We start from the raw sequence: 12,002 nt of genomic DNA on the forward strand, positions 1-12,002 counted from the left end.
GGCGCGCGCCCTGCCATGAAGCTTACGCCGTTCGCCCATTGGGCATCCGATGGGTCAGGGGATGAGGTTACGCCTTTCGGGCGACCACCGGCTTGCAGCACCGCGATGGTCAACTGTCCAGCAGCTTGCGGATATGTTTTGCGAGTTCGGCTGTTGAATAAGGTTTGGGCAGCACTTTCAGCCGGGAATTTGATCGGCGCTTGTCGCCGTCGTCGTAGCCCGAGGTCAGCAGCATCTTGACGGCGGGACGGTTTGCACCCACCCACTGTGCCAGATCGCGGCCCGTCATGCTGCCCGGCATGAGAATGTCGCTGAAAACGAGCTTGATTGGTGCTTTCGATTCCAGCCATTCGATCGCTTCCACAGCCGACCTCGCCTCGCGAACGATGTAGCCCAGATTTTCGAGCCGCTTCGACGTAACGTCACGAACGCGGTCGTCGTCTTCGACGACAAGGATAAGCTCTCCCTTAGCTGTCATTTCGACGCCATTGTCGGGCGGAGCTGGATTGCTGGACGGTTCCTGTTCGGGGGCCCGCGGCAGGTAGATGCTGAATGTCGTGCCTTTGTCGACCTCGCTTTCGAGTTCGATAAAGCCCTCGGATTGGCGCGCAAAATTCGAGACGCTGACGAGACCAAGGCCTGTGCCTTTACCCGACTCCTTGGCCGTAAAGAACGGTTCGAATGCGCGCGCCAGAATTTCCGGCGCCATTCCATGCCCTGTGTCCATGACGCAAAGCAGGACGAAATCGCCCGGGCGGGCTTCGCTGTCCAGTTTCCGGTTAGTCTCGTCGAGCGTAATGTTGCGGGTCCTTATCACGAGTTCGCCGCCTTGCGGCATGGCATCGCGCGCGTTGAGCGCGAGATTGAGGACGGCGCTTTCAACCTCTCCGGCATCGGCTCGGGTCGGCCACAGATCGTCAGCCAGTTCCGCTGTCAACGTAATGTTCGCATCGAGCGTGCGTTCCAGCAACATGATGGTGCCGGATACCCAGCGGTTGAGATCGATCCTCTCCGGTTCCAGCCGGCGTTTGCGCGCGAGAGAGAGAAGCCGCTGGTTGAAACTGGCCCCGGTTTCGGCGGCCTCAAGCGCCTTGCGGATCATTTTTCGAGCGTCCGCCTGATCGATGCGCGGTTCGGCTAATTCCAGGTTGCCGATGATGATGGCCAGCAGATTGTTGAAATCGTGTGCGACGCCGCCGGCGAGTTGGCCGATGACTTCCATACGCCGCTTGCGCGCAAGTTCCTCTTCCGCCTGCTTGCGTTCGGTCGCGTCTCGCATGACGCAGGTGAACGACGGCCGCCCCTTGGCGTCCCGCCACTCCGCGACGGTCAGGTCGATGGGGAATACCCGGCCGTCCTTGCGTCTCCCGTCTCGCCCGAACCCTCTGTTCCCGACCGCCTCGGCTTGCGTGAACAGGCTCTCGGTCAGGGATCCGGTCGCCTCGCGCTCCGGAACGAGCGTCGTGATCTTCTGGCCGACCAATTCATTTTCCGCGTAGCCAAAGATCCTGTCCGTGGCGGGATTGACCGACTGTATGCGGCCATCGTCGTGAATCACCACGATCGCATCCACGGCCGTGTCGACAATGGCCCTGAGCCTGGCCTCGCTTTCGCGAAGTGCGCCCTCAGCCGCCCTGCGCTCGGATATGTCTTCGATCACCGAAATGAAATATTCGACCTCGCCGGATTCGCGCCGGACACAGCTTACGGTGAGGTTGACCCAGACGGTGGATCCGCCTTTTCGGACATAGCGCTTCTCGATGCTGTAGCGGTCGATAACCCCGGTCAGGATGTGGTTGCTCAGGACTTGTTGCGCTCCAAGATCGTCGGGATGTGTAAGTTGCTGGAATTTGCTCTTCAGGAGTTCTTCCGCCGGATAGCCCATTATCTGGCAAAATCGATAGTTTACGCTGATCCACGATCCATCCGGCGCAAGGTGCGCAATGCCAACGGCCACGTTGTCGAAAGTTGCACGGAATCGGTGTTCGCTTTCGGCAAGCGCCAGATAAACCTGCTTGCGCTCGGTGATGTCGAAAGTCAGCCCCACCATTCGCTCCGGCTTGCCTCCTTCATCGAAGGTCCGGCGGCCTGTCGAAAGCATCCAGCGTTCGCCGCGCTCGCCATGCAGGATACGAAATTCGCACCGGAAGCTGCTGTGCTGGGCGATCGAGGCATGGACCGCATCCTTGAAGGCCTGGCGGTCCTGTTTGTTGACGAGCGCGAACATCTGTTCTGCGCGCAATACCGAACCTAGCTCGGCACCCCACAATGCGTACATTTCCGGTGACCACCACATTTCGTCGCTTTGGGGGTCCCAATCCCAGGTGCTGCCGCCACTTGCTTGCAAGGCCCACTGCAATCGTTGCTCGTTTTCGAGAGCCGTATGCGCGTGGGCGCTATTCGCCCGCGCTTCGCCGACGCGAGCCTGTGCCCGATGCATCACCTCGCAGATCGCAATGATGAGAAAACTGTTCACAAGAAAAGAGACGATGCGAATGACATCCATTCGACCGGTGATTGGAGCGATGGACACCAACACGTACACGAGCGACAGGGCGGTCGCGAAAATGCCGGCGCGGTAGCCGCCGACCACGGCGGAGATCACCACGGCCGCGTACAGCAACGTCAGCGGGAACAACGCGCTTGCTTCGCCGATCACCATCCAACGGACGAGAAAGGCGGCTCCGACCGTCCCGGCTGCAACCAGCATGCCAAGTATGTTCGCTTCCAGCTTCCGTCGATGGGCAGCGAAAAGGCCCATTTCCAGAATGGCGCGTTCGAACTGCCTGATCCCCACCATGCACAAACCCCGGCTCCGTCAACCTGAGCTTCACTCCAAATCGGAGGTAGATACCTTGGTAACATTTGCCGCGAGCATGTAGCCCGCCCCACGCACGCTCTGGATCATTTCCTCGTTATCGTCCATTTCGGTCATCTTGCGACGCAGGCGGCCGATCTGGTTGTCGACCGCCCGATCGTTCGCGGCCCATGCGGGCCCTTTGACGAGGTCCATTATCTGGTTGCGTGAAAGCACACGGTTGGGCCGAAGCGCGAAGGTTTCGAGAAGTTTGAATTCCGTGCTGGTGAGGCGCGTGGTTTTTGCGGCCGGCGACACCAGTTCACGCCGACCGCAGTCGAGAATCCACCCGCCGAACATATACTTCTCGGCAGCAGGCTCATCGTCCTCGCGCGGCGGTCGATTGTTGCGGCGCAGGACGCTGCGTACACGGGCCAGAAGTTCACGGACGTGGAACGGCTTCGTGATGTAGTCGTCGGCGCCCAGTTCGAGGCCGACAACCCGGTCCACGGCCTCGGCCTTGCCTGTGACCATGATGATCGGCACGTCGGCCCGCTTTCTCACGGAGCGGGCAATCGCCAGGCCGTCCTCGTTCCCCAGTTTCAGGTCCAGGGTAATCAGATCGGCAGGCTGTTTGTCCAGGATCGCAATGAGTTCGTCTTCGTTCCCTGCCTCACTTACCAGAAATCCTTCCGGCTCGAGGCAGGATCGAATAACTTCCCTGATTGCGGCATCGTCGTCCACAATCACTATGTGATACAGATGACTAGGAATTCGGTTCCCCTAAATTGTGCAGCTAAACACAATAGCACGCCACCGAGTTCCGTCGCAAACGGCGTTAATGCGCGGATCAACCAACTTTCGGACAGTATGTGTTTGGGGCCGTCATCAACGTGATGTCGAGATCACGTGTCGCTTGACACTTAAACACAAGACTACGCTGATTTTTGCCATGGTGAGCCAAGCAGGCAGCGCCGGCGCGTTCCGGTAAACGGCAAGGTATTCTGGTTTTACTCTGGAAACAGATGCCGCAGGAGGAATTGCATCTTTTGCCGTATAACATAGGGACTGCGAGAAAAGGTCGAATGGTCGTCATTTGGCGTAATCAGCATGTTGAACGTCTTCCCGGCCCCGACAAGCGCTGCGGCGAGTTGCTGGGTAGCCGCTGGATGCACGTTCTCGTCGAAATCGCCGTGACCGAGAAAAAGCTTCCCTTTCAGGTTGCCGGCCAGCGAACTGTTGGCGACCGCGTCGTAGTTGGATGTGCCGTCCGGATTAACGACCAGCCGGCTGTGCCATGACGACGATCAGCTTGGGATGTTTGGTATGAGGTGGGATGTTGCCGGACATGCGAGCAGCCCGGCAAGTGGGGGCGGGCTATGCGATGATGGCGGGGATCATAGGTCGACAGTCGATGCGGTATTCGCCGGTGTCGATTGTTTTGCTCGTGGGCGGGCCAGCCAGATGCCGAACAAGATCGCAAGGCCCCCAAGTCCCTGCAAAGGCGTGACGGCCTCGCCGAGAATCGCCCAGGCGAGTGCGGCTGCCGCGAGCGCTTCAAGAAAGATCACCAGCGAGGAAAACATGGATGGCAATGTGCCGAGCGCGTAGGAGAGCAGCCCCTGGCCACCGGCATGGCTGATCGTCGCGAGGCATATCAATACCAGCCAACCATTGGCGCTAGATGGAAACAGAGGCTGGCCGTAAAGCAGATTGGCGCCGACGGCAACGATGGCGAGCAGGGCCGCCGTGATCAGGCTCATGTGAAACGTGATCGTTGCGGCACCTTCGGTCCGGCGCGCCCACTCGACGGTCAGAAAATAGATGCCGAAGAACACGGCAGTGAGCCCGGCATAGAAGTCGCCGATCAGATGGCTAGGTGAAAGCGCGAGCGATTGCCCGATCAGAGCCCCTCCACCGAGAAGACAGAAGAACAGACCGATAATCGTCATCGGCGCCACACTACGACCGAGCGCAAACCAGCCGATCAGCCCGACCCAGACAGGGGCGGTCGTCGCGAAGAAGGTAGAATTGGCGATGCTGGTGTTGAGAATGGCCAGGTGCCAGAAGAACAGGTCTCCCGTGAAGGCAAAGCCGGTTGCAACGACTGCCGGCGAGAAGCGCCGGACCGGCGCGCCGGGTTTTCCATTCCTCTGTTCGAGCCGCATCCAGGCATAGAGGACCGGCAGCGCGAGGAATACGCGAAAAAACGCGCTGGCAAACGGCCCGACGTCTGACAGCCTAACGAAAATCGGCGAAATGCCCATGGCAATCGCGCCGCCGAGAAGCGCGATGAAGCCCGGCCAGAAGGCCCGGCTCGCGGGGGATGATGCCTCGATAGAGACGGCCATTGCCGTTATGATCCTCGCTGAAACGGTGCGGCTGGCATGCCGGGCCGCGCCTCAATATGCTGAACCGGGTTTCTTCTCAATATCGATTTGCCTGGCATGTGCGCGGATCCTGACACGGCGAGCGGTTACACCATGTGAGAATTTCCAGGCGGGAAGATTTCCAAGTTGCTGATTTTACTGAGAAAAAAATGGTAGCGGGAAGTGGACTCGAACCACCGACCCCAGGATTATGATTCCCGTGCTCTAACCAACTGAGCTATCCCGCCAGGGCGGCGAATATCCCGAAAAGCAATCGCAGTTCGAGGGGTTCGCCAAGGTCGGGCGGATATAATGTCGCCGGGGTTGCCCTGTCAAGCTTCCATGGGCGATGGCCGGGGCGATATTCGTGTCCCGGCAAAACCCGAATTTCAGGCATTTCAACACCGTCGCCGGGGTTGAGTTACGGTTCCCGCACCGCTATGTGTCTGCTACGAAATTCTCGAGCTTACATTTGATGAAACCGCGCATTGCAGTCCTTGGATGCGGATACTGGGGCAGCAACCATATCCGCACCCTCAAGGCCCTTGGTGCGCTCTACGCGGTTTCGGATGTCAATCCGGCCCGCGCCGAGGGCTTTGCCAGCGAGCAGGACTGTCTGGCGATTGCGCCGGACGCCCTGTTTACGGACAAGAACGTCGACGCCATCGTCCTGGCGCTGCCACCGCAATTTCATGCGGACATGGCCATTCGGGCCGTCGAGGGCGGCAAGGACGTGCTGGTGGAAAAGCCTGTCGCGCTGACGGTGCCCGACGCCGAGCGGGCGGTGAAGGCAGCCCGCGACAATGGCCGCGTCTATATGGTCGGCCATGTCCTGCGATTCCATCCGGCTTTCGAAACGTTGAAGGCACTGATCGACAAGGGCGAACTGGGCGAGGTGCGCTACATCCACTCGCACCGGCTGGGTCTGGGCAAGTTCCATACCGAAAATGACGCGCTGTGGGATCTGGCGCCGCACGATCTGTCGATGATCCTGGCGATCACCGGCACCGAACCGCTGGAAGTCCATGGCGAGGGCGCGGCGATCCTCGACAATCTCAGCGACTTCGCTCACCTCGACATGCATTTCCCGAATGGGGTCAGCGGACATCTTTTCGCATCCCGCCTGAACCCTTACCGGGAGCGGCGGCTGACGGTGGTCGGCACCAAGGCCATGGCGGTGTTCGACGACGTCGAGCCGTGGGAGCGCAAGCTTGCCGTCTACCGCCACGCCGTCTGGCAAGACAGCGGCCAGTGGGCGTTCACGGCCAACGAGCCGTCTTATGTGGCGGTCGAGCAGGGCATGCCGCTGACGCGCGAGCTGGAACATTTCATCCAGTGCATCGAGACGCGGGCCGAGCCGCGCACGGATGGAGCCGAGGCCATCACGGTGCTGAAAATATTGACGGCCGGGACTGTCAAGCACGACAAGCGCCGCCGTTAAGCGTCCGTTCGCAAACTCTACCCAGCCGGTCATCTGGCGCAACTTTCTGCGCTTCCGGTGCTCACGTACTGGTGTACGCTCCGCTCCGGTTCTCGAAAGTCACGCCACATGCCTCGGCCGGGCGAGTTATCAAACGAACTCTAAGAACCGGATACTTCGCTCTATCTACTCGGCGGCGATATGGGCGGGGTTTGCCGCCAGTTTCTTCAACATCGCTTCGGCATCGGCGCTGCGCTGCGACCGGCCGATAAAGCCGCCGCCGAGGACGCGGGCGTCGTTGCCGTCGTCGGAATAGAGAACGCATGCCTGGCCCGGCGCGATGCCGGACTCTCCATCGGCAAGCTCGACCCAGACGGCGCCGTCGCCGCGATGCAGCGTGGCGGGCCGCGGCGGGCGGGTGGAGCGCACCTTGGCGAAAACCTCGGCGCCATCGGCGGGAATATCGGTCAATGCGCCGTCGCCCAGCCAGTTCATGTCGCGCAGGTAGATCTTGTGCGTTTCCAGCGCTTCACGCGGGCCAACGACGACGCGCGCATTCTCGGCATCCAGATGCACGACATAAAGCGGCTCGCCGGAAGCGACGCCGATGCCGCGCCGCTGGCCGATCGTATACCGCAATATGCCGTCATGACGCCCGAGCACGCGCCCGTCGATATGGACGATGTCGCCGGGATTGGCGGCATTTGGCCTAAGCTTGGCGATGACGTCGGAATATTTTCCCTGCGGCACGAAGCAGATGTCCTGGCTGTCATGTTTGGCGGCGACGGACAGGCCCATCTCCTCGGCGATGGCGCGCACCTGCGGCTTCGGCAGGTGGCCAAGCGGAAAACGCAAATAGTCGAGCTGCGCCTGCGTCGTGGCAAAGAGGAAATAGCTCTGGTCGCGATCCAGATCGACAGGGCGGTACAGTGCCCGATGTGCGCCATTGGCGCGCGAGCGGATATAGTGGCCGGTCGCCAGGGCGTCGGCCTCAAGCTCCTGCGCGGTCGCCAGAAGGTCGGCGAACTTTACGGTCTGGTTGCAGGATACGCAGGGGATCGGCGTTTCGCCGGCCATATAGCTGGCGGCGAAAGGATCGATCACGGCCTTGCGGAAGCGTTCCTCGTAATTCAGCACATAATGCGGAATGCCGAGTGTCTCGGCAACGCGGCGGGCGTCGTCGATATCCTGGCCGGCACAGCAGGAACCGGCGCGATGGGTCGCCGCGCCATGGTCGTAAAGCTGAAGCGTGACCCCGATGACATCGTAGCCTTCCCGTTTGAGCAGGCCTGCGACGACGGAGGAATCGACGCCACCCGACATCGCCACCACGATTCGCGTTTCTTCAGGGCGTGCGGGAAGGTCGAGGCTGTTCATGGTCAAGTCCGTATTCTCAACGGTTCGGGTTCAAGGCCCGAACGATGCGCCGAATATAGGGCAAGCTTGGCGACTTCGCCAGCACCGGGGTGCCGGGGCAGGGGTCGCACCTACGGTTTTGTGCGCGTTGTTTCAAATGCCACTGAAATCCCTAACGCGGCATTCATGATCCTTACCTATCCATTAGGGCGGGCTTAGGCAATTTTTAAAGCTGTGACGGTAATGTGGTGGGGATTGGGTCTTTGAGTTTTTAGTAGAGAGTACGATGACCGATCTAATTAGACCGCGAGTCAAATATGTTATCGGGCCTGACGGCAGCCCTCTTACCATTGCCGATCTGCCGCCGACCAATACAAGGCGCTGGGTTATCCGGCGCAAGGCGGAAGTTGTTGCTGCCGTGAGGGGCGGGCTTCTGAGCCTTGAAGAGGCGTGTCAGCGCTATAAGCTGACCACGGAAGAGTTCCTCTCCTGGCAGGCATCGATCGACGAGTACGGCCTAGCGGGATTGCGCACGACCCGCATCCAGCAATACCGCCACTGAGTGTCGGCGTCCCTTCGGACGCACAAACGGCACACTGCGGTATTGATCGTTCTCCGGAACAATCGGAACGTGGCTCCCTTTCGGGGGTGAAAGCCCGTTCGGCGTTGGCCGACGGTTTTTTGCTGTTCTGAAAGACGGTTGAGTTCGCCGACGCCTTGCGGTCCGCCGCGACGCGCGAAGGATGCTCCAACTCGCAGTTGGAGCGGCCAACGCCCGGGTAAACCCGGGCTTTCGCTCTACCTCTTTGTTTGAGCGTCGAATTTTCCGAAAACCGGCTTCCGTTTTTCGGTCCGACACTGGCTGCCCGGTGCCGCACAGGCGCGTTTCGGGGGCGAAGACGCCGCTCCCGTTGCATCCTGGAACAAACAACCAAGTGACGGCACCGCCTGCCATACGGTGCGGATTTCATCGGCGGCGATGCGTCATAGTTGCGCGGGCGCGCTTTGCCCGCGTTAATGGGGCCGTCAGGTCAGGGGCAGGCTTCGGCGTTTAGCCGATCATCGCGCTGCGATTGTCGATCTCGACGTCCCGAAGCCTTGTGTCTCGCGATTCGAGCAATTCCGCCTTGGAAAGCTCCGCTTCAGCTTCAGCGAGTAATGATTCGGCAGCGCTTCGCTGCTGGGCGAGGTCGGACTGGGAATTCCTGAGATTGTCGCGCCGCAGGCGCGCCGCCGTTGCGAAGGTCGGATAGGCAAAATGAGATGTATCGGTAATGCCGGCCTTTTTCTCTTCTGCGGCGATCTGCAATTCCAGTTCGCCGGCCATTCGCTCGAATTCGGCGATCATCATATCGAGCTGCAGCAGTTGTCGCCGCTTCTCGGTGACTTGAAACTGCTTCAGTCGAACCAGGTTCTCACGTGATTTCATGATTCGAAACTCCAGCATACGCACACTTGCACATAGCGTTCAAACGACCCCGGCAGGGCCTGTCCCGCCTGTTTCCCCTAGCTTTCCCCTCGCTATAGGAAACAAAATCCTAAAATTTTTTCATGCCGGTAACCATTCGTTTACGGGCATTGTTAATCATAGGACCCAGGACTTAAGGGCAGGTAAAAATTTCGACACGGAAAACGATGCCACCTTATGAGTCAGAAGAATCGCTTAGTCCGGACTTCTAATGTTTCGGATTAACGAATCGGCATCGGGATTCCGTAGCCGATTCAAGTGAGTGTAGAAATTGGTTAAAAAATCTGGTATCGTAACGGGTACGTAATTAGGATTTGTTAACCATTAGGTGGCAGCTTCGACTTAGGAAATTGCTGCTCCGATTCAGGACGGCTCGGAAACGGATCGGTAGCGGAAAAGGGGAATGAGATGCGCGTTCTGCTGATTGAAGACGACAGTGCAACCGCACAAAGCATCGAATTGATGCTGAAGTCGGAAAGCTTCAACGTATATACGACCGATTTGGGCGAAGAAGGCGTCGATCTCGGAAAGCTTTACGACTACGACATTATCCTTCTCGATCTGAACCTCCCCGATATGTCGGGTTACGAGGTGCTGAGGACGCTTCGCCTCTCCAAGGTCAAGACGCCGATCCTCATCCTTTCCGGCATGGCCGGCATCGAGGACAAGGTCCGCGGCCTGGGCTTCGGCGCCGATGACTACATGACCAAGCCTTTCCACAAGGACGAACTGGTCGCCCGCATCCACGCTATCGTGCGCCGCTCGAAGGGCCATGCCCAGTCGGTCATCACGACCGGCGAACTGGTGGTCAACCTGGATGCCAAGACGGTCGAAGTCAGCACCCAGCGCGTGCACCTGACCGGCAAGGAATACCAGATGCTGGAGCTGCTTTCGCTGCGAAAGGGCACCACGCTGACCAAGGAAATGTTCCTCAATCACCTTTATGGCGGCATGGACGAGCCGGAATTGAAGATCATCGACGTCTTCATCTGCAAACTGCGCAAGAAGCTCGATGCGGCATCCGGCGGCCAGAATTATATCGAAACCGTCTGGGGGCGCGGCTATGTGCTGCGCGAGCCGGAAGAGGTTCGCGAAATCGCCTGACGGCAGGCTACGACGCAATAAAAGCCCGGCTTCTGCCGGGCTTTTTGCATTGTGGAAGCCAAAAAGGCCTGAGCGTCATCAATCCACGCGGAGAATCGCCCGAAGGCGATCCGTTCCATGGGGCATCATGCGCGCCGATCAGGCGGCGCTGTCCAGCGTGCGGAAACGTTCGGTCAACTGGTGACGGTTGAAGGGTTTCAACAAATAACCTTGGGCGCCGGCGCGCTTGGCGCGCATGATCGCCCCGATGTCGACTTCGACCAGGGAAACCAGGATTGTCGGCACGACCGGCGTGTTCAGGGTTCGAACCTTGCGAATGAAATCGGTCGTCGGCATGCCCTCCATCGCGCCGTCCACGACGAGTATGTCGGGCATGTCGGTGGCGCACATTTCCAGTGCCTCGGGACCGCTGGAGGCTTCGATCACCAGCATATCCGGTCCGCCAAGGATACGCTTGGCGACTTTCCTGACAACGCTCGAATCGTCGACGAACATGCATCGCTTCATTGCCATCCCCTTATTGCCTGATCTGCCCGGCGTGGCCGGTCCCCTGACAAGCGAGTGTAGGGCAGGCTGGTAAAGAAGCGGAAAAGCCGATGGATAAATTTGTCTCGACTATGCCTGTTTCGTGCTCAGGAAGGCTTTATTTCCGGGGCTTTGGGCACCGTTCAGCTTGCCGTCAGGACGATTTCGTCCATCGTGGCGTGGATCGAGATGGTCATTGCGGCCTCGCGCGCCAGAAGCAGCGTATAGTAAGGCTGCACCGAATGGGCGTCGATCGGCTCGTCCGGCTGGTTGCCGGAATGAAGTTCCAGGAATTTCGGCGGGACGCGCAGCATCGGGCCGGCGGAAGTAAGCGTGAAGCGCGGCTGCGTCTCGACGTCTTCCAGCGTCACTGAAATCTTGCCGCCGCGCGGAATGGCTGCATTGGCCACCAGAAGGAGGTTGAGCAGCAGCTTGACCTTGTTCTTGGGCAGCAAGGCGCGCGTTCCGGTCCAGGTCAGTTCGGGCTTTTCGTTCTTGAGGAACGCATGGGCGACGTTTTCGGCGTCGCCGGTGTCGATCAGCATGCCTGCCGAACCGGCGGCTCCGAACGCGATGCGCGCAAACTGCAAGCGGGCAGACGCGTTGCGGGCGCTCTGGCGGATGAGGTTCATGGCGTCTTCGTCGGCGCCGCCCTCGTCCAGCAGTTCCAGTCCATTATTGATCGCGCCTACCGGCGAGATGATGTCGTGGCAGACCCGGCTACACAGCAGCGCTGCGAGATCGGGTGCGGACAGGGTGAAAAGCTCAGCCATGGAGAATCCCCGGTAAAGGCAAAAACAGCAAAATGAAATTCACGAAACGCTACATCGACGAATCGCCCCAACTCCGACTTGGGCGGGTATACAGCCAGCATCGGAGCATCAACAAATCATAAATCGATCTTTCGGCAATACGCCCGCAATAGGTCGCCCGACGGCCTTTGTGCCGCCATCTTCATGTGAG

At 59.5% G+C, this 12,002-nt stretch carries 11 protein-coding genes and 1 tRNA gene; 3 read left to right on the forward strand and 9 right to left on the reverse strand.

The features are described 5' to 3' along the window. Nucleotides 1-109: 109 nt before the first annotated feature. The 5 genes from ACX3P1_RS02985 to ACX3P1_RS03005 form a co-directional block, all read right to left on the reverse strand. The gene (locus ACX3P1_RS02985; RefSeq protein ID WP_459078054.1) at nucleotides 110-2,800 is read right to left on the reverse strand and encodes a PAS domain S-box protein; all 2,691 of its coding nucleotides are present in this window, start codon (nucleotides 2,798-2,800) and stop codon (nucleotides 110-112) included. Between the two features lie 30 nt (nucleotides 2,801-2,830). Then, nucleotides 2,831-3,541 carry a response regulator transcription factor gene (locus ACX3P1_RS02990; RefSeq protein ID WP_459078055.1) on the reverse strand — a complete coding sequence of 237 codons (711 nt, stop codon included), beginning with the start codon at nucleotides 3,539-3,541 and terminating at the stop codon, nucleotides 2,831-2,833. 266 nt (nucleotides 3,542-3,807) lie between these two features. Beyond that, complete coding sequence (locus ACX3P1_RS02995) at nucleotides 3,808-4,083, reverse strand: alpha/beta hydrolase family protein (protein WP_459078246.1); 276 nt, start codon at nucleotides 4,081-4,083, stop codon at nucleotides 3,808-3,810. A gap of 111 nt (nucleotides 4,084-4,194) precedes the next feature. Further along, nucleotides 4,195-5,148, reverse strand: coding sequence for a DMT family transporter (locus tag ACX3P1_RS03000; protein WP_459078056.1), 954 nt, complete (start codon nucleotides 5,146-5,148; stop codon nucleotides 4,195-4,197). Between the two features lie 189 nt (nucleotides 5,149-5,337). After that, nucleotides 5,338-5,414 (reverse strand) — tRNA-Met (locus ACX3P1_RS03005). A 227-nt stretch (nucleotides 5,415-5,641) separates the two neighbouring features. On the opposite strand from ACX3P1_RS03005, the gene ACX3P1_RS03010 reads away from it, so the two are divergent. Continuing rightward, on the forward strand, nucleotides 5,642-6,607 hold the full coding sequence (locus ACX3P1_RS03010; protein ID WP_459078057.1) for a Gfo/Idh/MocA family protein: 966 nt from the start codon (nucleotides 5,642-5,644) through the stop codon (nucleotides 6,605-6,607). 165 nt (nucleotides 6,608-6,772) lie between these two features. Here the strand turns inward: ACX3P1_RS03010 and mnmA are convergent, their stop codons facing one another. Next, complete coding sequence (mnmA, locus tag ACX3P1_RS03015) at nucleotides 6,773-7,969, reverse strand: tRNA 2-thiouridine(34) synthase MnmA (RefSeq protein WP_459078058.1); 1,197 nt, start codon at nucleotides 7,967-7,969, stop codon at nucleotides 6,773-6,775. A gap of 259 nt (nucleotides 7,970-8,228) precedes the next feature. On the opposite strand from mnmA, the gene sciP reads away from it, so the two are divergent. Beyond that, nucleotides 8,229-8,504 carry a CtrA inhibitor SciP gene (gene sciP, locus ACX3P1_RS03020; protein ID WP_023679563.1) on the forward strand — a complete coding sequence of 92 codons (276 nt, stop codon included), beginning with the start codon at nucleotides 8,229-8,231 and terminating at the stop codon, nucleotides 8,502-8,504. A 489-nt stretch (nucleotides 8,505-8,993) separates the two neighbouring features. Here sciP and ACX3P1_RS03025 read toward each other — a convergent pair whose 3' ends face one another. Continuing rightward, nucleotides 8,994-9,371: a flagellar export protein FliJ gene (locus ACX3P1_RS03025; protein ID WP_459078247.1), complete on the reverse strand. Its 378-nt coding sequence runs from the start codon at nucleotides 9,369-9,371 to the stop codon at nucleotides 8,994-8,996. A gap of 447 nt (nucleotides 9,372-9,818) precedes the next feature. On the opposite strand from ACX3P1_RS03025, the gene ctrA reads away from it, so the two are divergent. Further along, nucleotides 9,819-10,514 (forward strand): response regulator transcription factor CtrA, encoded by a 696-nt coding sequence (ctrA, locus tag ACX3P1_RS03030; RefSeq protein ID WP_459078059.1) that lies wholly within the window; start codon nucleotides 9,819-9,821, stop codon nucleotides 10,512-10,514. A gap of 138 nt (nucleotides 10,515-10,652) precedes the next feature. Here the strand turns inward: ctrA and ACX3P1_RS03035 are convergent, their stop codons facing one another. Together ACX3P1_RS03035 and chpT are read right to left on the reverse strand one after the other, a co-directional pair. Beyond that, entirely contained in the window at nucleotides 10,653-11,021 is a 369-nt protein-coding gene (locus ACX3P1_RS03035; protein WP_459078060.1) for a response regulator, read from the reverse strand. Between the two features lie 161 nt (nucleotides 11,022-11,182). After that, nucleotides 11,183-11,812, reverse strand: a complete 630-nt coding sequence (gene chpT, locus ACX3P1_RS03040; protein WP_459078061.1) for a histidine phosphotransferase ChpT — start codon at nucleotides 11,810-11,812, stop codon at nucleotides 11,183-11,185. Nucleotides 11,813-12,002 lie beyond the last annotated feature (190 nt).

This window comes from Mesorhizobium sp. A623 (assembly GCF_054489405.1).

What these genes read in the sequence shown, in the direction of transcription:
- ACX3P1_RS02985 (WP_459078054.1), bottom strand. Translation starts at nt 2,800, where the DNA reads ATGGTGGGGATCAGGCAGTTCGAACGCGCCATTCTGGAAATGGGCCTT.
- ACX3P1_RS03000 (WP_459078056.1), bottom strand. Translation starts at nt 5,148, where the DNA reads ATGGCCGTCTCTATCGAGGCATCATCCCCCGCGAGCCGGGCCTTCTGG.
- ACX3P1_RS03010 (WP_459078057.1), top strand. Translation starts at nt 5,642, where the DNA reads ATGAAACCGCGCATTGCAGTCCTTGGATGCGGATACTGGGGCAGCAAC.
- sciP (WP_023679563.1), top strand. Translation starts at nt 8,229, where the DNA reads ATGACCGATCTAATTAGACCGCGAGTCAAATATGTTATCGGGCCTGAC.
- ACX3P1_RS03025 (WP_459078247.1), bottom strand. Translation starts at nt 9,371, where the DNA reads ATGAAATCACGTGAGAACCTGGTTCGACTGAAGCAGTTTCAAGTCACC.
- ctrA (WP_459078059.1), top strand. Translation starts at nt 9,819, where the DNA reads ATGCGCGTTCTGCTGATTGAAGACGACAGTGCAACCGCACAAAGCATC.
- ACX3P1_RS03035 (WP_459078060.1), bottom strand. Translation starts at nt 11,021, where the DNA reads ATGAAGCGATGCATGTTCGTCGACGATTCGAGCGTTGTCAGGAAAGTC.
- chpT (WP_459078061.1), bottom strand. Translation starts at nt 11,812, where the DNA reads ATGGCTGAGCTTTTCACCCTGTCCGCACCCGATCTCGCAGCGCTGCTG.